This is a genomic window from Pedobacter suwonensis, assembly GCF_900111825.1.
Taxonomy (GTDB): domain Bacteria; phylum Bacteroidota; class Bacteroidia; order Sphingobacteriales; family Sphingobacteriaceae; genus Pedobacter; species Pedobacter suwonensis.
Map to the genome: position 1 here is coordinate 163,175 of NZ_FOJM01000014.1, position 25,292 is coordinate 188,466.

Below are 25,292 nucleotides of genomic sequence, written 5' to 3' on the forward strand. Positions count from 1 at the left end.
TGTTTATGCCAAACAAGCCTTATGCGATAACCGCAAGATCCTGAAATTTGTTCTTATTGAGCTATATTACATCTACATCAATTGGCGAGATAAAATTAACCATGTAAGTTCTTCTGTCTAAATCATGCTCCATGGGTTGCGTTTTGCCATTTTGATCTGTCGCTCTAGCCATTAAACTATATCTTCCAGTCTTAGCAGGAACCACCCATTCAAATTCAAATAGCTGCCAGGCGAAAGGGATAGCAGGACCAATTAATTTTGCTGGTTGCCATGAATTTCCTTTATCCGTGCTTATTTCTACTTTCGATAGGTTACTATCACCTGACCATCCTGCACCCCTTACTTGATAAGGTTTTCCAGCCGGCACCGCTTCAAACAATACCGGCCTTGATATTTCAGACTTAACCAATGTAGTGGTTACGGGCGTCAAGGTAGGTAGTCCTTCAACACGCTTCCAGTAAGCATATTCAATCGTCTGCCAATAGCCATCAAACGGCTTTTCAGATGCAGTAATTTTCATCAGCCATTTCACAGATGCCATACCATACCATCCTGGAATAATTGCCCTTGCCGGGAAACCATGTTCAGCACTCAATGGTTTTCCATTCATTTCATAGGCGATGATGATGTGATCCTGCATTGCTATATTTAACGGAATGCTTCGGGCGAATTTGATTTTTCCTGGTGATTTCGGCTCTTCTGTAATCATCCCCTCATCATTCCCTTCCAAAATAATGTCTACCGTACCCACCTTTATGCCAGCCTTCTTTAACAATACGGATAAAGGTACTCCTGTCCATTCAGCATTGCTGATCCCACCTTGTTCCCATCCTAAACCCTTCACTTTTGGGGCGAGGTTAGCACGTCCGTTTCCGGCACATTCTATAGTAGCCATTACCTTTTTTGCAGGAAGCTTTTTAAGTTCGCTCAGATTGATCTTTATGACATGATTGGTGTTGCCGCCAATCTCTAATTCCCAATTTGTAGCATCAATATTGGGAATATTAAAATGACTCCTGATGAAGAACTGGTTATTTGGAGTAATCCTGTTTTTTAACGTAGGAAATGGAAACTCCATATTTAATGGCTTTTTCTCTCGCGTAATAAGTCCTGGAAAGTCATTGTCTTCTCTGGTTTGTTGAATCTCCTTCGCCGAAGCCCAGGATGGTATTGTTGCGCCAGCTATCACCGGGATAATTCCAGTAACAAAATTACGTCTGTTTAACGTGTAGTTTTGTGATGTTTTGTCGTTTTTCATTTCAATAAATGTAGGTGATTACAATATAGCCAAAAATCTCTCATAGGATAACTTGTATTCTTCCTTTTTCTTGATGGTTGAAAGGAAACAACTGTAGACTTTACTTCATCGCTGGCCTGCTAGAAAAGACACAATAGTTCTATAACTGTTTATCAAATACTCATCTCAATTTCTATCAAAAAACGGTCGTTTCCTGAGAACATAAACATAGTTGAAACAATTCATTGAAGAAGCCTTGTGATCAGATATCACAATCATAAATTGCTTTGTAAAACTTATAATATTTTCTTTTTCCGATACTGCCCTTCAACCTTATTGTTTAACAAATTCTCAAAATTAATTATCGCTTCGCAATGCTCAAAGAGGTTCGAACTTCCGCGGATTGACTCTACTAATTAAAAGCTCATCGAAAGATGGGCTTTTTTGTTTAGATCTATAATTTAATTGGCTTTTACCTTTGCGACACGCTAAGAGTAGATGGGGCAAAATATTCTTCACATGGCAAAAAGTGATTCAAGGATTACTGATTAATCTGAATATCTAAACATCCGAAGCATTGGTCAAAAAGTCAAATTTATAATAGCACTTTCTCCGACATAACATTTCGTAAAAAGCTTTCAAGATCAACGCTTGTTAAAACTGGATATTAAACAGAAATTAAATCATTAAGGTTCAATCAATTCGAACAAGACTAAGGACAGAAGCTTGACAACCCAATTGAGCAGGAGATGGAATATATTGGCTATAAATTTATTAAAATGCTATAAGTGATCCTTATTTAGCAGCTTATACAGTTGTGAATATAAGTTTTCTGGTTCAATTGGCTTCTGGATATAGGCATCTATCCCAACATGGTCCCCAGCTATCCTGTCTTCATCCTTGATAAATGCAGAGAATGCCATAATAGGGATGTACCTATTGTGTTCAGATAATTCATTTCTGATTTTTCGTGTAGTCTCTACACCGTTCATCACGGGCATATTGATATCCATTAGTATCACATCATACTGTTTTGATTTAGCTTTAACATAGGCATCCAGTCCATTTTCAGCCTCATCAACCTGAATATTCCATTCTGATAATATCTGTTTAGTCACAAACCGGTTAATTTCGTCATCATCAGCAAGTAACAAAGAAATATTGCTGAAAGATTTTAAAAACCGCTCTTTACTTTCAGCTAATTTAGCTACTTCAACTTTGTTATTCACTTTGTACCAGTTAGTAAAGGTAAAAGTTGTACCCACTCCAACACTGCTTTCCACATTCAGGGTGCCTCCTTTAAGTTCAACCAGTTTTTTAACAATTGGCAAGCCTAAACCAGTAGAGCCGAATTTATCAGCCATGGGGCATTCCAGCCGCTCATACCGGTTAAAGATCTGACCAATTAATTCATTAGGAATACCGATTCCGGTGTCAGAAACAGAAAAGTTCAATAATATCTGCGATTCTCTGACTTCGGAGATGGTAACCTTCACATTTACACCACCGTATTCGGTAAATTTAATCGCGTTATTAACCAGGTTAATTAAAATCTGATTGAGCCTTAAGGTATCTGCCATCACAACTTCTGGTATGTTTTTATCAACAGAACATGACAAAACAAGATTTTTGCTTTCTGCCAGGGGCCGGGTCAGCTCACATATATCATTAACCAGTCTGCTCAAATCGGTTTCCACTTTATTCAGTTTCACTTTCCCGGCATCAATTTTTGATATATCCAAAATGTCGTTCACTAACTGAAGTAGAAGCTTAGAGGAATAAGTCAACATTCCCAAAAGTTTAGCCTGGTCAGCGTCCAATCTGGTGGTTTCCAAAATGTGTATCAGCCCCAAAATAGCGTTTAATGGTGTCCGTATTTCATGGCTCATATTGGCCAGGAAGTTTTCTTTTGCCAGTTTACTCTTTTCTGCAATAGAAACCATCTCCAACAGTTCCTTCTTATACTGTTCCAGCTGATGATTTTTATTATTGATTTCCCGCTGTTGAAGGATTAGCTTGGTAATGGAATCTACTTTTGCCACGGTGACATGTAAATCAAGAGGCTTAAAGAGATAATCAACAGCCCCAAGCGTTAAACCCTTCACCACATCGTTGGTATCCATGGAGTAGCCTGTAATCAAAATCACCATTACCCCGCGTGTTAATGGGTTATTCTTTATAGACTCGAGCAGTTCATACCCCGATAGTTCTGGCATATTCACATCTATCAATGCAATATCAATAGAATGATCGATACACATTTGCAAACCTTGTTTTGGAGATGTAGTAACGTAGCATACAATATCGTCTCGTTTTAGCGCAGTTGCCAAGATCTTAACATTATTATAATGGTCGTCTACTATCAGGATATTTATCATTCGAAAGCATATTAAGCTTTTTAAACAATCTTTTTGTTACATTGTTTCAGATAAGTTACACATCTCACTATAACAGATTCATCCTACATCGTATATATTTAATTCAAAAATATAAATAGTACAGAATGAGAATATTTAACCCTAAGATCAGCTTCGGATATGTGTGATTCAAACAATGTCGATAAACCATTAAACCTTTCCTATCTTGAAAAAATTTCAGGAACCAATACGAAGTTTATCATTACCACAATTGATCTTTTCAATTCGCATGTACCAAAGCTAATGGAGGAAATAGAGGATGCAATTGCATTACAAAACTGGGATAAAATTGCGTTTCTCGTACATAAAATGAAGACTTCATTTGGCTACCTGGGTAGAGAAGATATTATTGAAGACCTTTTAGAAATAGAACAATTTGCGCTTACTAAGGTAGGTGTGGCAAATATAGTATTCTGCTTTGGACACGTAAAGGCATCCATCAATAAACTGAGCGCACAATTGATTCATTACAAGAACCAACTCGCAAATTAATGCTTAAGCAAGAAAATGAATAAGTTGACAAGTAATTAAGAAGCTTATATAGCGTATATCATTTGTACTGTAAACACAGGAAATATAAGTTGATATCCAGCCATTGTAAATCTATGTTGGAAAATATATTTGCAGTTTCTTATATCATTAGCGGTCATCTGTAAATTTGATTTCCATTATCTTTTGCTCAAACTGTTCAGGAGCAACCAAAGCTTTTGCTTTCATACGGGCTTTATAGGTATAAACGGTATTTACGGTATAATCCAATATACGGGCAATGGTTTCCGTATCGCTAACTCCTAAGCGGATCAATGCAAAAATACGAAGTGAGGCAGTGAGCATTTCACCCTCTTTTAGCTCAATCTGCTCATCGGGCCTTAAAAGCGCATTAAACGAGGAAACAAAGTTGGGGAAAAGGGTTAAAAAAACCCTATCCAGGGTATTAAACAATTGATATTTCTCTTTCTGTATATGAACATTTCCCAGCACCTGTGTTGCATCCTGATATTTCCCTAATTTAATATTGTGCTGAGCTTTGCGTTTAACCTTATCAAGCGTTTCGATATAAGATGAGCAGGTTTTAAAAAACAGGCCGATGAGTTCTTCCTTGATCCGGGACGATTCCCAGAGTTTGCTGTTCACGTCTTCAAGTTCTGTATTCTTTTCTGTAATGATCAGATCGTTTTTTTTGATATGAATCACCTGTTTCCGGAAAAGTACCAACTGGAACAGCAAAACCACAGCCACCAACACGAAAATCACAATTCCAATCCAGAGCATTTCTTTCTCATGCTGCTTTTCTTCTATCAGTCGGCTTGCGATTAAGGGCAATACCGATTCGATTTGTGCCGCCCTGTTTCTGGTTCCATAAAAAGCAGCATTACCGAGTGCCTCCTGCATACAGATATAAGCATCATCGTTCCGGTTCATTTTAAAAAGCTCCTGTCCCAGTAAAAATATGGCAAACGTTTCTTTAGTAGCCGACCGGATATCGTTGATTGCCGCAAGGGTAAGCAACATCAGCTTATCATCACCTGTGTAGGCATGGCTAATTCTGGTAGCGACTATGGCAATCTGATGCTCTGATAAACCATGAGTCAGTAGATATCGGTAATAAAACGCTGCGTCTGGTTTTTTATCCTGCTCAGCCGGGGGAAGAAAAGCAAGGCTAATGATTTTTTCAAGTTCACCAGGATTGATCAAAGTCCCCGCCTTTTTGAATGCTGCCTGGGCGGCTTTGCGGTAGCCCACAGCATAATATGCGTCATTGTCGTAAGCGCCGATTTCATCGAAAAGCATACCACGTAAATTAAGGTAGTCGTAACGTAACCTGCCCGGGAGGCCAGCCGTGTCGATCTCTGCAATTGTTTCAAAAGCCTCCTTGTAAAAGCCCGACTTCACCAAAACCGTAGCCAGTCCCATCTGGCTTTGAATGAGGTAGTGCTTACCGCTTAACTTTTTTGAAAGGGCAATCAATTTATTACCGTTGGTAATTGCAGAATCAAAACGAAAAGAACTGTACTCATTGAACAATCCTGACAACAATTTGTAACGATCAAGATAATCCTCAGCAGGAACAGTTGCGAGCTGCGTACGCAACCTTTCAATTTTTTGTTCTTTCTGCCGGATATAATTGTTTTCTGCTGAGAGTTCCCTTCTCAGTAATTTCCATAAACTGTCCACTTTCGATGTTTGTGCACTAACTGCCAGAACATGGACCAGCAATATGATTATTACAAAAATTTTCTTTATCATTAATATTTCGGATGGCGGCCAGCCTGTTACATAAACATACAGCAAATTCTGATCTATGCCGATATGGCATTACAATATTAGGGTTTAAAATTAAAATGACAGCATTCTGTTACCTAAAACGGGTTGAAAACAGTTTTGATTTTCAAGCAACGATACGAGCACAAAACACTGTTATACAGGTATTTAAAAATTATACAATCTTGATTTGAGGTAGATCGGCCTCTGGATCGGAATGATACCGTTTTTTGATCGCTACTTTTGGTCAACCAAATAACCAACCATTCCAAGCTTTATGAGAAACAAATTTCTTATTTTGATGACTGCGGGACTTCCCCTATTATCCACAGCCTGTCAGAAAAGTTCTCAGGGAGATACGACGATCAACACCGAACAAGGTGCCCTTGTAAAATACTTCCAAAACCCATTGGTAAATGGCGATCATGCCGATCCTTTTGTTGCCCAAAAAGATGGAAACTACTATTTTCTGTCTACCAAGGGTAACCGTGTGGCCATAGCCAAAACAAAAGCGATGTCGCAACTGGCCAATGCCATTGAAACAACGGTTTGGACACCGCCTGAAAATACCGATCACTCAGCTGACCTTTGGGCCCCGGAACTGCATTTCTTAGCGGGAAAATGGTATATCTATGTTGCCGCGGCACAAAAGGGGGTAGATGACAGTAACCGCATGTTTGTATTGGAAAATGAAAACGCAGACCCAACCCAGGGAATGTGGAATTTTAAAGGCAAAATCGCCGATTCAGGAAATGATCAATGGGCGATAGATGGTTCCGTTGCTACCATAGGCAATAAAAACTATTTCGTGTGGTCAGGCTGGGAAAATCCTACCGAAAAATATAAACAATATATTTACCTCGCCCCCATGTCGAACCCCTGGACGATCAGCGGACCACGAATCAAGATATCATCACCAACAAATGACTGGGAAAAATGGGAGCCCACTTTTCTTGGCGCAGGCGTAAACGAAGGGCCGATTATGCTGCAACGCGATGCCAACAGCCCCGTATTTATCATCTTCTCTGCCAGCCGTTACAGTAGTGATAATTACTGTTTAGCACAGATTCAGTTGAAGACCGGCAGCGACCCTGCAATAGCAGAAAACTGGATCAACAAAAAACAGGTATTTGTGAAGAGCGATAAAAATTCAGTTTATGGCCCCGGACACAACGGTTTTTTTACAAGTAGCTTCACCGATCAGAACGGTATGGTGAAATCTGAAAATTGGTTTATCTACCACGCCCGCAGCACACCAAATAACCCGGGTCAGGCCAGAACCACAAGAATGCAACAACTTAGCTGGAAAGCAGATGGATCACCCGATTTTGGAACCGCCATTAGTACCGGGATTAACCTTCCCTGCCCTATTAACGAACAATAAGCAAATTAACTAGCAATTAGCACTGTGCCATTAAACATGGCAAGATGGCCTGCCTATAACTTTTTTTTATTAACCCGCTATTTAGATAAACGATTTATAAACCCCAAAAATGCTTCTACTGCACAGGAGTATGATCGCATTAACTATGCTAATTCAGATCATTTAATTAAGCAAATCCTTTTAAACCAGTTATGAGAAAACTTTTACATTACAACAAAGCAGGAACTGCTGCCAGGACCATTAGTCTTGCTAAGCTGTTTATTATTTTCATTTTATTCCTTTGTTCCTCAGCCTACGCAAATGCCAGGTCTGATAGCGGGAAAAAAAACGATCCCGCGATGTTTTCAGCAAACACCATGTTGAAAGATATTGATGTCCGCGGAAGTGTAACCGACACCAGCGGAGTTGGTTTGCCCGGTGTAGTGGTCAGCGTAAAAGGCCGAAACGGTTATGGTGTAGTAACCGACGTTAATGGCGGCTACATGATCAAAGTTCCGGAAGATGCAACCCTGGTATTCAGTATGGTGGGTTTTATAAGGCAGGAGGTGGCAGTTGGATCGAGGGAGTTTATCGCAGTCAGGCTACGCCAGAACCAGGCTATGTTAGAAGACGTGGTAGTAGTGGGCTATGGTACACAACAGAAGAACAATGTTACCGGCGCCCTTACTTCGGTTACCTCAAAGGAACTATTACGAACGCCAACCGCCAGTTTAACCAACAGTCTTGCAGGGCGTTTACCGGGACTGTTAACCATACAAAGCAGCGGTGAGCCCGGAGCCGATGGATCAGCACTTTACATCCGTGGATTTGGCACTTACCAGGGCAAAAGCCCATTGGTGCTGGTTGATGGTATAGAGAACAGCATTGATGGTATTGATGCCAATGATGTAGAAACCGTGAGCGTTTTGAAAGATGCAGCGGCTACGGCTGTTTATGGGATGAAAGGCGCTAATGGCGTTGTGCTGGTAACTACAAAAAGAGGGAAGACGGGTAAACCGCTAATTTCACTCACCGCACAGACTTCACAACAGCGCCCTTTCAATATGCCAGAATACCTCGATTCATTCGATGCGCTCAGCTTATTCAGGGAAGCACTGAATAATGACGGGCTGAATGCCAACCTTTACACGGATGCATACCTCAATAAATTCCGCGACCGCAGTAATCCTACTTATCAGTACCTCTATCCAAATGTTAACTGGACAGAAGAACTGATTAAACCTTCATCAATGATGAGCCAGGCCAATCTAAATGTTAACGGCGGATCCTCAACAGCCAGGTATTTTGTATCGATGGCTTACCTGAAACAGGATGGGTTATACAAATATGACGATTTGAATGCTTACAATATCAATGCGGTGATGAACAAGTATAACTTCAGGAGCAATATTGATATTGATCTTTTGCCTACACTGAAGCTTGAGCTGAATCTTTCAGACATTGTTCGCGATAGAAACTATCCAACTGAAACCGCAGGCGCATTCTGGTCTGAGATACGCAATACACCTGCATATATCTATCCTTTAAAAAACCCTAATGGTTCAGTATCCGGACAAAAAGACTCTCCGGCCAACCCTTACGGCCGTTTAACGCAATTCGGATACGGGCGTTTTTTCGAAAATACATTAAGCTCCATTATCGGCTTTACATTAAAGCTGCCTTTTGTTACTGAAGGATTGAGCTTCAGAACACGGTTCGCTTACGATGCTCAGAACTTTAGGAACATTACCCGTCAACGGAATTATTCTACCTATCGTTTTATCACAAACGAAAATGAAACGGACCTGAGCAAAGGACGTTACGAAGAACTGACCACTGGCGATGGTTTGCTCGGCTTTAATATTGCGGCCAATGGCAGTCGCAAATCGACCTTTGAAAGTTATCTGAACTACGACAGGACGTTTGCCCAAAAACATGTTGTTTCGGGTATGCTGCGTTATAACCAGTCACAGAGTTTTCTGGCCACCGCCACTGCTGATGGCGCTATTGCCGCGCTGCCTTACAAACAGCTGGGCCTGGTAGGCAGGATCAATTATTCATTTGACAGGCGTTATGTACTGGAATTCGATGCCGGTTATAACGGTTCTGAGAACTTTATGAAGGGACGGCGTATGGGCTTTTTCCCTGCGGCATCTGCTGGTTGGATCCTGTCTAATGAAAACTTCCTGAAAGATTCTAAACTGGTGAGCCTGTTAAAATTAAGAGGTTCTTATGGTATTGTTGGCGTAGATAACAGTGTTGGCCGTTTTGCCTATTTAAGTACCTGGCAAACCGGAAACGGAAGCGGCTACCGATTTGGCCTGGCAGCCGATGGAGATGGTTATTCAGGTGCCCAGGAAAGTGCCACTGGAAATTCATTCTTAACCTGGGAACAGTCAAAGAAAACCAATATTGGCTTGGATTTCGAACTATTTAAAGGGCAGATCGCTTTTACAGGTGACGTTTTTACCGAAAGGCGCTCACAGATCCTGACCACAGCGGCCATCATTCCAAATGTAACAGGTGTTCAAAATCTACCGGCCATAAATGCAGGTATTGTAGATAACAAGGGTTTTGAAGGAGAACTTACCTTCCGCAAACGCTTTGGCAATCATAACCTGATGCTCCGGGGTTCTTATTCGTATGCCACAAACCGCATACAATATGCTGCTGAACCAGTGTATGCATTGCCTTACCGCGGATTGAAAGGCACACAAATTAATGAAGCTTATGGCTTAACTGCAATTGGCCTGTTTAAGGATGCGGCAGATATTGCTGCAAGCCCGACTCAGCAATTCGGTGCCGTGCGTCCTGGTGATATCAAATATCTTGACCGTAACGGGGATGGTGTGATTAACAGTCAGGACGAAGGTTACCTTGGTCAGGTAACCACCCCTAAATCGATTCTGGGTTTAACCCTATCCTATACTTACAAAAACTTTGACCTAAATGTTCTTTTTCAGGGTTCCGGCGGAGGAAAAGTTTGGCTAACTGGCACTTCTGCATGGGCTTTCTCGAATAACAGCTCAGTATTGGCAGACTATATGGATAACCGCTGGACAACGCAGAATCCTGATCCAAATGCGAAATGGCCAAGATTATCATCATCTAATAATGTAAACAACAATCAGAATTCAACATTTTGGCTAAGATCATCCAACTATGTGCGGCTTAAAAATGTGGAGGTGGGTTACACGCTTCCTAAAAACTGGGTTAAAAAAATCGGCCTGACCAATATCAGGGCTTTTGCCACCGGATCAAATATTTTTACCTGGTCTGAGATGAAGATTTTCGATCCGGAGCGTACCAATGGCTTTGGAGACTACCCTCAAATGCGTGTAATCAACTTAGGAATAAATGCTTCAATGTAACCCCATGAAAAATATAACCAAGCTGCTGTTGGCAGCACTATTGATCAGTAGCACATCCTGTAAAAAATATCTGGATGTTGTTCCTGCAGAATATTCAAGTGAGAATGATGTTTATAACAACATCAACCTGACAGAGCAGGCCCTGGCGCGCCTGTACAATGCCCTTCCCAATGAGTTAACCTCTCCTCTAACGGCTGCAACTGACGAAACTTACCATCATTGGTTCGACAATGGAGAGGCGGTAGATGCTTACAAATATAATCTTGGCGCCTGGAGTACAAATGATAATCCATACGGTAACTGGTCGGGAAAATATCAGGATATCCGCAGGGCGAACATATTTATCAAGCGCATAGATGCTGTTCCGGTACCGCTCGACCGGGAAAGTTATTATGCGATCTGGAAACCCCGTTACAAAGCCGAGGCACGTTTTCTTCGCGCCCAGTTTTACTTTGAACTTTTTAAACGCTACGGAGCAGTTCCGCTGATTACGAGTGCTAATGATGTGGATCCTCAAAATCTGGAAGATACGCAGGTATCACGCAATTCGGTGGATGAGGTAGTTAATTTCATTACCTCAGAATGTGACGAAATTGCGAATGTGCTGCCCCTTGTGCAGGAAGCCGCACAAACCGGCCGCATTACCAGGGGCGCAGCGCTGGCATTAAAAGCCCGCACCCTGTTATATGCCGCAAGTCCACTATTTAATGGCAACCCTCTTTACGCCAATGTGCAAAATAAAGATGGTAAAGTTCTTTTTAACCGCAGCTATGATAAAGAGAAGTGGAAAAGAGCTGCTGACGCCGCGAAAGCAGTTATTGACCTGGGTATTTACAAATTGTACAGTCCTTTTCCTGATAACCCTGTTCAGAATTATGCTGCACAATTTTATACCCGTGATTACACCGAGACTATTCTGCAACGAATCCTCGGCAACTCAACAGATATTGATGGCAACTATCTGCCAAACGGCGCTCCCTTTAAAGGAAACGGGAAACTAACGCCCTTACAGCAATTTGTTGACGCTTATGAGATGAAAAATGGTTACCCGATAAACCAAACCGGTTCTGGCTATACTACAAGCGGCGTTTGGAATGGACAGTTATGGGATGGCTTGAAATTTCAAACGGTAAATAATATATCGAACATGTATAAAGATCGCGACCCGCGGTTCTATGCCAGTATATTTTTCCAGTATGACGTATGGAGGTTCGATGCAACCAAACGCCCGGTACGACTGGCCTGGTATGGTGCGGGCAACGGAATAACCGATGGTTGGGCAACTGGTAAACCGGGTACTAACCCATGGGGTTATAATGTCCGGAAGTTTTTATCGCCTAGTTATGACAGAAATGCGAATTCAGGTACCGGAACGCGAAATTTCCCGCTTTTCCGCCTGGCAGAAATTTACCTGAATTATGCAGAAGCCATGAATGAATATCTGGATGCGCCAGACCCATCCGTTTATCAATACCTCAATCTGGTTCGGAACCGGGTGGCCATGCCAAACTTACCGATCCTGGCAGCTGACAATACTAAAGCGGGTATGCGAAACCGTATCCAAAATGAGCGAAGGGTGGAACTGGCATTTGAAAGCCACCGGTTCTGGGATGTAAGACGATGGCTGATCGCCAAAACGGTTGATAATGTACCAGCGCTGGGACTAAATGCACGTCCTTCCGCAGCTGAACTCAGCAGTACAGGGCTGGATGTATCAAGCGAAGCGGCGGGAGTGGCGGTATTTTATAAGACTGTTGTTTTACAAAACCGCGTTTTTGCAGATAAGCACTACCTTATGCCCATACCACAGGCAGAAATTGACAAAGATCCTAACCTGGTACAAAACTATGGCTGGTAAGCCTACAAAACCAAAACGGATACTCATTAGCAGATGAATTCAACGCCTCCGGATTTGAAAATAATCCGGAGGCGTTTATGCTATTTGTTCAGGTATAAATCCTGATATGCGTCATTTGAAAATACCCAATCGGCAAAGTATTTCTGTAAAGGATTTTTATTACTGCATGATGTACCAAATATGTTACAAATGAACTGTTTTATATACATTTTTTTGACAAAAGTATTTTATTAAAACAATAGAAAAATAAATATAAAAATCTGAAAAACAAATTTTTAACCATTAAAATCCGGGCGTTGGCATTATTTGTAAAGGTTAAAAAAACAAGCCGGAAAAATATATACCATCTGGTTTGATGGCTCAACAAATACCAAAGCTAAATACCATATCATTGTTCAGAAATAAAGAAAGCGGCCTGGGCCGCTTTCTTTATGATATATAGTTAATTTAAAAACTAGCCTTAGCGCTTATCATCTCTATTGCTGCAAAATCATCATTGAACGCCATTACCCATTTAAAGCCGTTGCTTAAACCGTTAACCTGATCTTCTTCCCTGTTTTTACGGCTTCATAAATGGCATCAATAATTTTAAGGTCTTTTAAGCCTTCCTCTCCATCTGCAGGAACTACCGGTCTCTTATCTTCAAAAATAATGCTTGCCATCTCATCCATCTGTACCGTTTGATGCGTGGTTATCGGCTGCGTGAGTTCGCCCAGATGGGTTCTGCCTTTGATTGGACCATAACCGGTAGAAGGTTGCATTTCTGCAAATCCCTTATCGCCACTCATAAAAAATCGATCCAGGTGGTTGATGTTATAACTGGATAAGCAGGACGCCACTGCTCCGCCGGGAAAACCCAGCTGAAATTGAATGGTTTCATCCACACCTTCTTTAAACTTTACCGGATCGGTTTTGGTTTCCTGGGCTGTTACCCAAATCGGCTCTTCGCCAACCATATACCTTGCCCCATTAATCGCATAAATCCCAATATCCATCATGGATCCGCCGCCTGCCAGCGCTTTATTTAATCGCCACTGCGTGGGGTCGCCTATTTTAAAGCCACATTGCCCCTGGAAAAACATGATCTTGCCGAAATCGCCCGCGTTTCTCATTCGGATCACTTCCAGCGTACGGGGTTCAAAATGCATTCGATAACCAACCAGTAAATTCACATTTGCATTTTTACAGGCACTAACCATCTCCTGACCTTCTTTGGCATTTAATGCCATCGGCTTTTCGCATATCGCGTGTTTTCCGGCTTTTGCTATACGAATAACCTGACCATGGTGCAGGGCATTTGGTGTAGTTACATAAATGGCATCTATATCCGGATTATCTTTCACCTCATCAAAGTTCTGGTAGTGATAACAATTCTTTTCGGGAATGTTGTACTTGGCTTGCCAATCTTTAATTTTTGAAGGCGTACCACTAATTACACCTACCAGTTTAGCCTTGGTACAGGCTTTCATCGCCTCTGCTACCCGGGTACCATATCCACCCAAACCCATAATGGCTACCCGGAGTACCCTACCATCATAAGGCTGCTTGATTTCTTCGGGAGCATCAGCAAATGCTGATATGGAACTTAATTGCAACATCAATGCTGATGCACCCATTTTTTGTAGAAAGTCTCTTCTGGTATTCATATTTATCCTGTGGCTATGTAACTTATCTGGCAAAGCATCAACCCATATATTCATCTGAAATATCCAAGCTTAAAGGATTGATTTACTTTATGATAGGTAACACTAAAAAGTTACTTTTGGTTTTAAGGATATGGTTTGAAGCTTTATTTGAAGGACACATCTCTCCGTAGAGTTAAGCAAAACGACTCTACGGAGCACAAATAGTGTTGAGTCTCCAGACTCAAGAGCAACCCAATCAAATTTGATCGGCATTCTTCCTGATTCAAACTACAGGAGCAAGGCTACGAACAGACTAAGGCGTTTATTTTTTATATAGACGCGCAGTATCTATTGCTTTAATCCTGATTAGTTCTTCAATATCTTTGCCATCTACTTTCTTTCCGCTATCCAGGATATGAAAAGACAGATGATTAAAAGAGTAAGCATCTTCTGATGTAGTTGCAGATGCACCCTTGCCATACTCTTTTATTTGTTTGGTTATATCATTCCCTGTCTGGATGATTTTTGGATAAAAACCATCATTGAAAGTTCTCCTATCAATATAACCGATACCGTATTCATTGATGGAAAAATCATTTTTATTAGACAGAAACAATCTAACTTCTCCAACATAGTTTTTTGGAACAATAATAATATAAACCGGCTTATGTTCACTTATGTAAAATATAGAACAAAATATGATTACAAATATGGAGGTAAATATTGAGGTCTGCCATTTTGAATTTAGCAGTTTTTTCAATATAAAACCGAAAGCAAAAGATAAAAGCAGCGTGCCAGGTAAGGAAATCGCAACCAAAAACCAGGAAGGAAGAATCATTGTTTTCGTTTGCAACATTTGCCATATACCAATACCCAATGAAAAAATAGCGGAGATTGGTAATATGATCTCTAAAATACGCTTCAAGCTTATAATTTAAATTAATTTAGAAAGATAATATAATAATCGCCTCTTTTCCCCATCTCTCCGTAGAGTTAAGCAAAGCGACTCTACGGAGCAGGAATAGTGTTGAGTCTCCAGACTCAACTAAGCCAAAATTTATTAAACATAAAACATCTTAATAAAAAAAGCAATTTTTTGGTTTCAATTAATGTTCCTCTTCGGTATTTTTTACCTTACTTAACAAATCATAGGCGCCTTTGACCACTACTTTCGCATTATCAATCTGTTCCGCAAAAGAAATTTGGGTATAACCATTTTCGGCGACACCGGTTTTTACTTCCATCATCCTGTAGCGATAAGTTTTATTACTTCTGCTAGGTGGCTGTTCGATAAAGACGAACTTTTTACCTTCAAATTCAACAATTGCCGCATTGGGTAATGCTTCAACCTTGCTCACGCCGCTTTCTACATAGGCTTTAAGATACATACCCGGAAGCAATTGCGTATCTTCCTGATCCAGGTGACAGTGGATTTGTACGGTACGCTCTTTGCTAATTTCCCTACCAATGAGGTAAACCGTGGCCATACGTTCTTTTTCTTCGTTAGCGAGTACAAAGCGAACCTTCTGCCCCAGTTTAAGCTTGGGTACGTCTTTTTCAAACACGGTAAGTTCAGCATGCAGGTGTTCGGTATCGGCAATTTTAAACATCACATCGGTTGTACTCACAAAGGCACCTATATTGGTATTAACCTGCGTAACATAGCCTGCAATTGGGGTATATAAATTAAAGGTTTTTTGAATCTGTCCTTTCTCCAATGCCGAAAAACTAATATTCATCAGGGAAAGTTTTGACCGTTGCCCCAGCAACCTTGCACTCACACTTTGGTATTCGCTTCTTGCTTTCTGCAATGCTTTTTTAGAATTTACATTTTCCTTTGCCAATTCTTCCTGGCGGTCTAACTCCTCTTTCAGGTACTGTAGCTGGCTTTTATAATCCAGGTAATCCTGTTGCATCTGAATAAATTCCGGATTTTGCATAACCGCTACGAGCGCCCCTTTGGCTACGCGTTTTCCCTGCAACATATTGGTGCTTTTCAAAATTCCTTCCAGCGGTGTAGATATTGATACCAGGCTTTGTGGAGGGAGGTCGAGCATGCCGTTTACTTTTGTTGTTCCACTTAATTCTTTCAGCTCAATTTCGCCAAGGGTAATTTCGGATAGCTTTTGCTGTTCCGGGGTAAGCGTTACAATATCGCTCTTTTCATGAACGCTTTCTTTTTCAGGTTCTTTTTCTGCGCTTTGACGACTACAGCCAGCCAAATAAAACGGAAAGGACGCCAGGATAAGAAATTTATATATGGATCTCATGATATTTATGTTTAAAATGATTGCTGGTTACCGGTTAAAAATTCAATTTGATTGATGCTCTGGCTTAACTGGAGCAAGGCCATCAGCCGGCCTTCGTAAATACCATTTGCCTGTTTAAGGTTTATCAGGTATTCTGAATAACCTATTTCTCCGTTTTGATAAGCAATGCGGCTGTTTTTTAATATTAAGGCAGCATTGGCTAAGGCTGAGGTGACAAAATAGTCGTAACGTTTTCTGTTTTTCAGGTATTCGCTTAAAGCCTGTTGATATTGGCCCATCAATTTTCGTTGCTGAAGTTCCAGATCGTTCGAGGCAATATCCTTATTAATTGATGCTGCCTTTGCCTTTACGGCATAAGCTCTATAAAATAAAGGAACGGAAAGGCCTACCTGAAAGCCCTGGAAACGTTTGTCGCGACCAAAGAAAACATCATTTCCATCAACTTTATGAAAACCGGTTAGCGATTGATTGAAATAGCCAAGTGTAAAGTCGGGTAAGGCTTTTGCCAATTCTACTTTGCGTTGCTTTTCGGCGATTACAACCTGCTGTCTGAAATAGGCTATGGCAGGATTTTCATGTAGAAGCGCAGTGTCTCCGATAGAAATTTCGGATGTTTCTGTTAAAAATCTGTCGGCAATTGAGGGTAGGCTACCCCTACCAAGAAGCGTAGCAAGCTGCGCTTTATAAATTTCAATATCAGATCCATTTTGGTCAAGCAGGCTCTGTACGTCCTTAAGCTGTGTTTCCGCAGCAACCTTTTCAAGCAGATTACCCTCGCCTGTTTTATACTTGAGCGACGCCGATTTTAAAAAACCCTTATAAATGCTATCCTGCTCATATAATAGTTTCTCCTTTGAATACAGATACTGAAGATTGGTATAAACCGTTTTCACCTGAAATACAAGTTCGTTTTTACTGGAAGCCACCCGAAGCTGGCCTGCTTTGATCCGTTCATTACCCAACGCCGCATTTGCCGCGAAGAGCGTTGGAAAAGGAATGGTCTGAGAAACGGTAATGTTATTATCGTTTTTAACCAGACTATTGTATTGGCCGTAAAGCATGGATATTTCCGTTTTAGGCAGTTCGAAAGTGCCTTTTCTAAGTGTCTGTTGCAAGGCTACATCAAGGTTAGCCCCGTTTATTATCCGGTTGTTTTCCAGCGCTGCAGATACGGCCTGTTTAAGCGTTAACGAAGTTTGCGCCTTAGCAGGCTGCAATCCAAAAAACGCAATAAATACGACAATAATGCCTGCTATCGGTGATATTTTTACCTTGTTACTGCCCATTTTTTCAATCCAGATATAAAGCACCGGAAGTACCAAAAGGGTTAGCAGTGTTGCAGAGATTAGTCCGCCGATCACAACCGTAGCCAGCGGTCGCTGCACTTCAGCACCGCTTCCGCCAGAGATGGCCATTGGAAGAAAACCCAGAGAGGCTACAAGGGCCGTCATAATAACCGGGCGCAGCCTAACCGAGGTTCCTTTTCTGATAATTTCCTGTATATCTTTCATTCCTTCTTTTTTTAACCTGTTAAATTCACTGATAAGTACAATACCATTAAGTACCGCAACACCAAATAGCGCTATAAAGCCTATGCCTGCAGAGATACTAAAGGGCATACCACGTGCCCAAAGGGCAAATACACCACCAATAGCGGATAAAGGGATGGCGGTAAAAATTAACAGTGCATGTTTAATGGATGAAAAAGTAAGATAAAGCAACAGTAAGATGAGCAATAAGGCCAGCGGTACGGCAACACTTAATCTTTTATTGGCTGCCTGCAGGTTCTCGAAAGTACCGCCAAAGGTGGGGTAATATCCTGGTGAAAACTTAACTTCTGCATCAACCTTTTGCTGAATTTCCTTTACGATACTTTCTACATCACTTCCACGCACATTAAAACCGACAGTAATCCGTCGCTTTGCATCATCGCGCTGAATCTGGTTAGGTCCTTCCTTATACTCGATATCGGCCAGTTGTTCCAGCGGAATCTGGTTGCCATTAGGTGCTGTAACAAACAGATTTTTCACGTCATCAAGCGACTGCCTGTTTTCCTTTTCCAGGCGGACAACCATATCGAACCGTTTTTCGCCTTCGAATACCAAACCAGCCACTTCTCCCGCAAATCCCGAACGGATAGCCGTATTCACATCTTCAATATTCAATCCGAACTGTGCAATCTTTTCTCTATGAAATTTGATGATCACCTGTGGAAGTCCCGAAGCCTGTTCCACATAAATATCCTGTGCCCCTTTTATTTTGCCGGCTATAGCACCAACCTGCGCTGCGTAGGTACTGAGCTTAGAAAAATCTTCTCCGTAAATTTTGATTACCACATCTTGCCTTGCGCCAGTCATAAGTTCATTAAAACGCATTTGTATGGGCTGTTGGAAACCGAAAGTAACTCCCGGGATATACTGTTCGAGCTTGGTCTGCATTTTTTCTGCCAGTTCATCTCTCGTTGAAGCAGTTGTCCAATCGCGCTTATCTTTGAGGATAATAATCAGGTCACAGGCTTCTACCGGCATCGGGTCGGTAGGAATTTCGCTGGAGCCAATCTTTCCGATAACCTCCTTTACCTCCGGAAAATTTGCCTTTAATACTTTCGCTGCACGCGTAGAGGCTTCAATGGTTTGCGAAAGGCTGCTTCCGGTAAGCACCCTGGTTTCTACGGCAAAATCGCCCTCTTCCAATGTAGGAATAAATTCGGCCCCCAGGTAATTGAAAATGACCAGGCCAAGCACAAATAATCCAACTGCAATACCCACAACTGCCACTCTTGCCCGCAATGCAAAGTTGAGCATCGGCGTATATACGCGTTGAAAAAAAGACATAATCCGGTCTGAAATATTTCTTTTGGTATTGATGGTTTTACTTAGAAAAAGTGCACTCATCATCGGTACATACGTTAACGATAAGATAAAAGCACCTAAAATAGCAAAGGCTACTGTTTGCGCCATTGGCCTGAACATTTTACCTTCTATTCCTACCAGAGCCAAAATCGGGAGATAAACAATCAGGATAATGATTTCGCCAAAAGCGGCACTGTTACGGATTTTGGAAGCAGATTCAAAAATTTCTGCGTCCATTTCCTGCTGGCTTAACTTATTTTTGTTTTGGCGAAGCCCAAGATGATGAAGTGAGGCTTCTACAATAATAACCGCGCCATCTACAATGAGTCCAAAGTCTATCGCACCCAGGCTCATCAGGTTTCCACTGACGCCAAAAAGGTTCATCAAACAGATGGCAAAAAGCATGGCGAGCGGAATCACCGAAGCCACAATCAATCCGGCGCGGAAATTCCCTAAAAGCAGCACCAATACAAAAATCACAATTAATGCACCTTCTGCCAGGTTTTTGGTTACTGTGCCAATGGCACTGTTTACCAATTTGGTACGATCAAGGAATGGCTCAATGACAACCCCCTCCGGAAGATTTTTGGCTATCTGATCCATCCGGGTTTTTACGTTTTTGATAACCTTTGATGAGTTGGCGCCCTTTAACATCATCACTACCGCGCCTACTACCTCACCCTGATCGTTCCTGGTCATGGCACCATATCTGGTGGCCGCTCCGATCCTCACTTCAGCTACATTTCTGATCAGCACAGGGGTACTGTTTTCATTTGTCCTTACCACAATATTCTCAATATCGTCTATACTGTTGATCAGTCCTTCGCTCCGGATAAAATAGGCATTAGGCTTTTTATCGATGTATGATCCGCCGGTATTCTGGTTGTTTTTCTCAAGCGCCTTAAAAATGTCGCTAATGGAGATATTCATGCTTCTGAGTTTATCCGGATTAATGGCAATCTCGTACTGCTTAAGGTAGCCGCCAAAGCTGCTCACATCTGCTATACCCTCCACACCCAAAAGCTGGCGGCGAACAATCCAGTCTTGAATGGTGCGAAGCTCGGTGGCATCATATTTCTTTTCATATCCTTTTTTAGGATGGATAACATATTGGTAAATCTCTCCAAGCCCGGTAGTTAAAGGTGCAATTTCTGGTGTGCCGATCCCCTTTGGAATAGCTCTTTCTACTTCAGTAAGCCTTTCGCTCACTTGTTGACGGGCCCAGTAAATTTCTATATTTTCCTTGAACACGACCGTTACAACTGAAAGACCGAACCGGCTAAAAGAACGGACTTCTTCTATTCCAGGAATAGTGGCCATGGTCTGCTCTACCGGATAGGTTACAAAACGCTCGATATCTACTGCGCCATTGCTTGGAGACGAAGTAATAATCTGGACCTGGTTATTGGTAATATCCGGAAGCGCATCTATAGGAAGTTGCCTCAGGGAGTAGATTCCCCAGGCAATGAGCGCCAGCATCAAAATTCCCACCAGCAGTTTTTGCCTGATGGAGAACTGTATTATTCTGTTCAACATGGTTGTTTAAATCAAAAATCAATAAATAGCAGGGCATTATTGCGCTGTGTAGCACAAAATATGCAGGTAAGAAACTGTCTTTTCACGGACAGCAATAAGATAAATTGATTAAACGAGTTTAGGCGGTTGCCAGATATCAATGGGTTGCTTTTTCAATGCAGAGCATTTGAAAATTGGGTATGGTTTGCGAAATACCGGAATAGTGAGGTTGGTTAACTTTTCTGAAGGGAAGTGCTGACCGACCGAGCAGCAGGCACAGCTACAGATTGGCGGACAGGCTTCTCCATGTGCATGTTCAGCTTTAGTATGACCACTTTGTACGATGCTTTCGGTTTGAAACCTTGAAACCATATCTTCCTTGTCCTGGCAGGGCATTAGGCCCAGAAGGATCAAATAAAAAGAAAAAAGGAATATAAAGTTTTTCACCAAGGGCAAATGTAATGATTTAAGTTTTTAATTTACAAAACTGGTTTTATTAAATCCCCATCCTGTTTTTGATCCTAGGAAGACTATTTATCTATCTATTAGTAATTACTATCCCGATAAAAATTAATATCTTGGGGATCTAAATTAACATCATGCTCCACCTATATGGAAAGATTTGAAGAAATACTAACAAAATATAATTTCATCAAACGGACAGACAAACTAAAGACCACTTTTGAGGAATCTGAAAAAGCAATAAACTTCAAACTTCCTAATGATTATAAAGCTTTCGCTTCAAACTATCTGGAATTTGAAGGCATTATTGGTGACCAATATGTTCGGCTGTGGGACTTTGACGATGTAATTAAAATGAATACCGATCACCAAATTTTCGAATACTTACCAAACACACTGGCGATTGGGGGAAATGGTGGCGGAGAATATATTGCAATAGAACAATTAAATGATAATAGTTTGAGAATCGTATTATCTACCTTTATAATAGATAAAAAAGCGCACATTGAAATAGGAATTTCTTTCACAGATTTTTTAGAACGTTTAGACAATCGAAAAGCGTGGTTTGAATAATTACAAACACACGATACTAACAAACCTAATATTAGACTGGAGAATACAACTGTGACTGTATTTACATTTAAGGATTGGGTGTTATCAGTTGATCATGAAAGCACGAAATTTACCTATACTGCCGTTGAAAATGGTAGTGCGGAGGATTGTAATTGCAATGATTGCTTAAATTATATTCAAAATAGAAATAACATATTCCCAGAACAGGTTAAAAATTTATTCAATCAACTTGGTATAGATTATCATAAAGAAAGTGAGGTTTGGCGAATGTATAAAGAAAACGATGGTACACATCGTTATAGTTTAATATTTCATTTTAAAGGAAGCTTTGAAGGCACTGATTGTTTAGCCTTACTTAATGAGTCACAAACAATTAAACTAAATCCTATAACAGATTTTTTTAAAATCGGTTTTACAAACGGCAACGATCTAACCTATTTTAAGGATAAAAATGATTTAGTTCAGATTGAAATTGAAATCAATATACCTTGGGTTATAGAAAATACATTAGAAAGTGAGTGGTAGTTTCGAATCTCAATGAAAACCACTCTCAAGATCATACACAAGACCTTGCGTGACTCAGTGTCTAGAAAAATAACTTAATCTTCTTTCTTAAATCATTCCCAAAGCAATGGTTTACTTCTTACGTATCATTATAGATGCAAAGTGATGCGGCAAGGAATGTTGGCTATTTTTATGGCTTACCTTTTTTTAAAGCCTTTACATGAATATTAAACCGGGTAATGAGTTAATTACCAAGCCGCATTACCCTATACTGGATGGTCTGCGGGGTATTGCTGCTATAATTGTTGTCACCTTTCATTTAACCGAACCGCTTGGAACCGGCCACCTTGACATCCTGGTGAACCACGGCTATCTCGCGGTAGATTTGTTCTTTTTGTTATCGGGTTTTGTGATGGGTTATGCTTATGACGACAGATGGAATAAAATGAGTGTCGGCAGTTTTTTCAAGCGCCGTATCGTACGTCTGCAACCCATGGTCATTTTGGGTATGACCCTTGGCGCTATCGGATTCTATTTTACAGACTCTGCGATATGGCCGCTCATTCATACCGTACCGCTGTGGAAGATGTTACTGGTATTGCTGATCGGTTATACCATTCTGCCCATACCACTATCACTTGACATACGTGGCTGGCAAGAAATGCATCCGATGAACAGTGTAGGCTGGTCGTTATTTTTTGAATACATAGCCAATATTCTTTATGCGGTATGGATCAGAAAATTTTCAAAAACAGCATTAAGCATCTTAGTAGTGATCGCAGCCATTGCATTGGCCCATCTGGCCATTACCAATGGAGATGTAAGTGGTGGCTGGACATTAAACGTAGAACAGGTACGTATTGGTTTTACCCGGACCATGTACCCTTTCTTTGCAGGTTTGTTGCTTTCCCGCGTTGCGAAGCCTGCCAAAATTAAAAATGCTTTTTTATGGTGCAGCGTATTAATTGCCCTGATACTTTATATGCCCCGCATTGGTGGTGCTCAGCATCTTTGGATGAATGGGTTATATGAGTCGATATGTATCATCATCGCTTTTCCACTTATTGTGTACATTGGTGCCAGCGGCGTGTTGCAAACAAAATCGGAGTACAAGATATGCAAATTTCTGGGTGATCTATCCTACCCGCTTTATCTGGTGCATTATCCTTTGGTTTATTTTTATGTGGCCTGGATCAGTAACCATAACGGCATTACCATTATAAAGGCCTGGCCATACGCTTTAGTCATTTTAATAGGAAGTGTTGCTTTAGCCTATGCCACTTTAAAGTGGTATGATGAACCAGTCCGTAAATGGTTACGAAAAAAGTTTGCATAACCTGAGTATCATTCTTTGAATGTTGTTACCAAAAGCCGTAACGTTAGGTACAGTTTTAAAATTACGTTTTCGGATAGGTGATTTCCCAATTTTTTAAAACGCAAACCAGGATGCTTGTGGCACCAATTATTTATATTTGGCATATTGACCGGAATCATTAACTAAAAAACGTACTAACTCACCAAAATGGAAACGAAAAAACTATCAGAATTAACGGACCAGGAATTACTGCAGGAAGCAAAGAAAAAGAAATCGGCAGCCGTAATGAATGCATTGTTAATAGGGTTTCTGGCTGGCATTATATTTTTTAGCGTGGCAAAAAATACATTAGGCTTTTTAACACTCATCCCTTTGTTTTTCATCTATAAACTGGTTAATAATTCCAAATATGATAACAGCGAATTAGAAAACTTGTTAAAAGAAAGAAGATTTAAATAGATAGAGAATTAAACCCCATATCCTGATCATATCCTGAAAGCTTTAAACTCATAATGAGGGTTTAATGGTAGCTACCGCTCTGTACAGTCTCAACAAGCTTGACACTACTAATCGGAGGGAAAAACCTCCATTTGGCACAGTTATCGCTCTAGTATGATTATGAAAAAGATATATCTTATTGTAACGTTATCGGTAATGCTGCTTTCCAGTGCCTGTTATAGCACAAGAACAGCCGGCAACAGCGGAAAAGTGCCTCCGGGGCAGGCTAAAAAAGGTACGGCTTCCAAATCGGCCAGACCATTTGCTCCGGGGCAACAAAAAAGAAATTAAAAATGAAATATTTAATCTTTTTTGAGTGACAGGCGGTTGTCATAAGCTGGTTTTAGTTTTGTTCTATTAAATAATATAACAAAATGTCAGCAGTTATGATTACCAAAAGCGAATTACTACAACACTGGTTAGGTCACCGAAAGCTAACCCGAAAAACCATTGAAAAATTTCCTGAAAAAGAATTATTCGAATTCTCAATCGGTGGAATGAGACCATTTTCAGCATTGATTAAAGAATTACTATCGATTGATGTTCCGGGTTTAAAGGAAATGGTAACGGGAGAAACTTCACCTTTTAATCATGATCTTCCGTTGCATACCAAAGAAGAGTTACTAACGAAATGGGATGAGGATACTACCAAAATTGCAGCATACTTTAATAAAATAAATGAAGAACAGCTTCACGACACCATCAAATTGTTTGGAATGTATGAGTTTACCATCATTAGTCACCTCTTATATTTCATCGATAACGAAATACACCACCGTGGGCAGGGCTTTGTTTATTTGAGGGCATTAGGTATTGAACCTCCATTTTTCTGGGATAGGTATTAAATAAAAAACTGTATCATTGTCATCCTGAGGGATAATTTATGATAAAAAAATCAATATGATTGACGTTTTTTCCTTCGCACAATTCTTGCCTCGGCTCACCGCCGCCGAAGGGCTCTTACTTTTTGGCATCAAAAAGTAACAAAAAATGCCGGCTGAAAATTTTTCTTTCAAAGCCAGTGTTATGGCTAGAACAGTGCAGTCCGAAAAATTTATTAGGCCGGTTTTAAGTAGAACGGTGATACGGTGCTATGGCCTAGCTATACGGAAATGCATGATGCCGCATTCTGCTCATTAATAGGTAATTACAAAATAACGTCAATGGTAG

17 protein-coding genes are annotated in these 25,292 nt (G+C 40.8%); 10 read left to right on the top strand and 7 right to left on the bottom strand.

Going from position 1 to position 25,292, the window contains the following annotated elements; genetic code table 11:
• Window positions 1-61 precede the first annotated feature (61 nt).
• Both BM107_RS18145 and BM107_RS18150 read right to left on the bottom strand, forming a co-directional pair.
• A complete protein-coding gene (locus BM107_RS18145) occupies window positions 62-1,258 on the bottom strand; it encodes a sulfite oxidase (RefSeq protein WP_008245487.1) in 1,197 nt (398 codons plus the stop codon).
• Between the two features lie 761 nt (window positions 1,259-2,019).
• Window positions 2,020-3,615 (bottom strand): response regulator, encoded by a 1,596-nt coding sequence (locus BM107_RS18150; RefSeq protein ID WP_090985896.1) that lies wholly within the window; start codon window positions 3,613-3,615, stop codon window positions 2,020-2,022.
• 159 nt (window positions 3,616-3,774) lie between these two features.
• Here BM107_RS18150 and BM107_RS18155 point away from each other — a divergent pair, with 159 nt between their 5' ends.
• Window positions 3,775-4,146, top strand: coding sequence for an Hpt domain-containing protein (locus BM107_RS18155; protein ID WP_090985898.1), 372 nt, complete (start codon window positions 3,775-3,777; stop codon window positions 4,144-4,146).
• Between the two features lie 147 nt (window positions 4,147-4,293).
• Here BM107_RS18155 and BM107_RS18160 read toward each other — a convergent pair whose 3' ends face one another.
• Complete coding sequence (locus BM107_RS18160; protein ID WP_090985900.1) at window positions 4,294-5,901, bottom strand: DUF6377 domain-containing protein; 1,608 nt, start codon at window positions 5,899-5,901, stop codon at window positions 4,294-4,296.
• A 292-nt stretch (window positions 5,902-6,193) separates the two neighbouring features.
• Here BM107_RS18160 and BM107_RS18170 point away from each other — a divergent pair, with 292 nt between their 5' ends.
• The 3 genes from BM107_RS18170 to BM107_RS18180 all read left to right on the top strand — a co-directional run bounded on the left by BM107_RS18170 (window position 6,194) and on the right by BM107_RS18180 (window position 12,508).
• The gene (locus BM107_RS18170) at window positions 6,194-7,300 is read left to right on the top strand and encodes a glycoside hydrolase family 43 protein (protein ID WP_090985904.1); all 1,107 of its coding nucleotides are present in this window, start codon (window positions 6,194-6,196) and stop codon (window positions 7,298-7,300) included.
• A gap of 191 nt (window positions 7,301-7,491) precedes the next feature.
• Entirely contained in the window at window positions 7,492-10,650 is a 3,159-nt protein-coding gene (locus BM107_RS18175; protein ID WP_090985906.1) for a SusC/RagA family TonB-linked outer membrane protein, read from the top strand.
• A 4-nt stretch (window positions 10,651-10,654) separates the two neighbouring features.
• Window positions 10,655-12,508, top strand: a complete 1,854-nt coding sequence (locus tag BM107_RS18180) for a RagB/SusD family nutrient uptake outer membrane protein (RefSeq protein ID WP_159435277.1) — start codon at window positions 10,655-10,657, stop codon at window positions 12,506-12,508.
• Between the two features lie 527 nt (window positions 12,509-13,035).
• Here the strand turns inward: BM107_RS18180 and BM107_RS18185 are convergent.
• The 4 genes from BM107_RS18185 to BM107_RS18200 form a co-directional block, all read right to left on the bottom strand.
• Window positions 13,036-14,154 carry a Gfo/Idh/MocA family protein gene (locus tag BM107_RS18185; protein WP_090985910.1) on the bottom strand — a complete coding sequence of 373 codons (1,119 nt, stop codon included), beginning with the start codon at window positions 14,152-14,154 and terminating at the stop codon, window positions 13,036-13,038.
• Between the two features lie 301 nt (window positions 14,155-14,455).
• A complete protein-coding gene (locus BM107_RS18190; protein ID WP_134204736.1) occupies window positions 14,456-15,058 on the bottom strand; it encodes an MFS transporter in 603 nt (200 codons plus the stop codon).
• 181 nt (window positions 15,059-15,239) lie between these two features.
• Entirely contained in the window at window positions 15,240-16,403 is a 1,164-nt protein-coding gene (locus BM107_RS18195; protein WP_090985914.1) for an efflux RND transporter periplasmic adaptor subunit, read from the bottom strand.
• An 11-nt stretch (window positions 16,404-16,414) separates the two neighbouring features.
• Window positions 16,415-20,791, bottom strand: a complete 4,377-nt coding sequence (locus BM107_RS18200) for a CusA/CzcA family heavy metal efflux RND transporter (protein ID WP_090985916.1) — start codon at window positions 20,789-20,791, stop codon at window positions 16,415-16,417.
• 591 nt (window positions 20,792-21,382) lie between these two features.
• On the opposite strand from BM107_RS18200, the gene BM107_RS18210 reads away from it, so the two are divergent.
• The 6 genes from BM107_RS18210 (at window position 21,383) to BM107_RS18230 (ending at window position 24,967) form a co-directional block, all read left to right on the top strand.
• Window positions 21,383-21,805 (top strand): SMI1/KNR4 family protein, encoded by a 423-nt coding sequence (locus tag BM107_RS18210; protein ID WP_090985920.1) that lies wholly within the window; start codon window positions 21,383-21,385, stop codon window positions 21,803-21,805.
• Window positions 21,806-21,856: 51 nt separating this feature from the next.
• The gene (locus BM107_RS18215) at window positions 21,857-22,330 is read left to right on the top strand and encodes a hypothetical protein (RefSeq protein WP_090985922.1); all 474 of its coding nucleotides are present in this window, start codon (window positions 21,857-21,859) and stop codon (window positions 22,328-22,330) included.
• A 199-nt stretch (window positions 22,331-22,529) separates the two neighbouring features.
• Window positions 22,530-23,645, top strand: coding sequence for an acyltransferase family protein (locus BM107_RS18220; protein WP_090985924.1), 1,116 nt, complete (start codon window positions 22,530-22,532; stop codon window positions 23,643-23,645).
• A 186-nt stretch (window positions 23,646-23,831) separates the two neighbouring features.
• Window positions 23,832-24,083, top strand: coding sequence for an FUSC family protein (locus BM107_RS18225; protein ID WP_090985926.1), 252 nt, complete (start codon window positions 23,832-23,834; stop codon window positions 24,081-24,083).
• Between the two features lie 159 nt (window positions 24,084-24,242).
• Window positions 24,243-24,413, top strand: coding sequence for a hypothetical protein (locus BM107_RS24885; protein WP_166672360.1), 171 nt, complete (start codon window positions 24,243-24,245; stop codon window positions 24,411-24,413).
• Window positions 24,414-24,496: 83 nt separating this feature from the next.
• Window positions 24,497-24,967, top strand: coding sequence for a DinB family protein (locus tag BM107_RS18230; protein ID WP_090985928.1), 471 nt, complete (start codon window positions 24,497-24,499; stop codon window positions 24,965-24,967).
• The last annotated feature ends 325 nt before the right edge of the window (window positions 24,968-25,292 follow it).

Coding starts and splice junctions, on each gene's coding strand:
- BM107_RS18145 (WP_008245487.1), bottom strand. CDS start 1,258: ATGAAAAACGACAAAACATCACAAAACTACACGTTAAACAGACGTAAT.
- BM107_RS18150 (WP_090985896.1), bottom strand. CDS start 3,615: ATGATAAATATCCTGATAGTAGACGACCATTATAATAATGTTAAGATC.
- BM107_RS18155 (WP_090985898.1), top strand. CDS start 3,775: ATGTGTGATTCAAACAATGTCGATAAACCATTAAACCTTTCCTATCTT.
- BM107_RS18160 (WP_090985900.1), bottom strand. CDS start 5,901: ATGATAAAGAAAATTTTTGTAATAATCATATTGCTGGTCCATGTTCTG.
- BM107_RS18170 (WP_090985904.1), top strand. CDS start 6,194: ATGAGAAACAAATTTCTTATTTTGATGACTGCGGGACTTCCCCTATTA.
- BM107_RS18175 (WP_090985906.1), top strand. CDS start 7,492: ATGAGAAAACTTTTACATTACAACAAAGCAGGAACTGCTGCCAGGACC.
- BM107_RS18180 (WP_159435277.1), top strand. CDS start 10,655: ATGAAAAATATAACCAAGCTGCTGTTGGCAGCACTATTGATCAGTAGC.
- BM107_RS18185 (WP_090985910.1), bottom strand. CDS start 14,154: ATGAATACCAGAAGAGACTTTCTACAAAAAATGGGTGCATCAGCATTG.
- BM107_RS18195 (WP_090985914.1), bottom strand. CDS start 16,403: ATGAGATCCATATATAAATTTCTTATCCTGGCGTCCTTTCCGTTTTAT.
- BM107_RS18200 (WP_090985916.1), bottom strand. CDS start 20,791: ATGTTGAACAGAATAATACAGTTCTCCATCAGGCAAAAACTGCTGGTG.
- BM107_RS18210 (WP_090985920.1), top strand. CDS start 21,383: ATGGAAAGATTTGAAGAAATACTAACAAAATATAATTTCATCAAACGG.
- BM107_RS18220 (WP_090985924.1), top strand. CDS start 22,530: ATGAATATTAAACCGGGTAATGAGTTAATTACCAAGCCGCATTACCCT.
- BM107_RS18225 (WP_090985926.1), top strand. CDS start 23,832: ATGGAAACGAAAAAACTATCAGAATTAACGGACCAGGAATTACTGCAG.
- BM107_RS24885 (WP_166672360.1), top strand. CDS start 24,243: ATGAAAAAGATATATCTTATTGTAACGTTATCGGTAATGCTGCTTTCC.
- BM107_RS18230 (WP_090985928.1), top strand. CDS start 24,497: ATGTCAGCAGTTATGATTACCAAAAGCGAATTACTACAACACTGGTTA.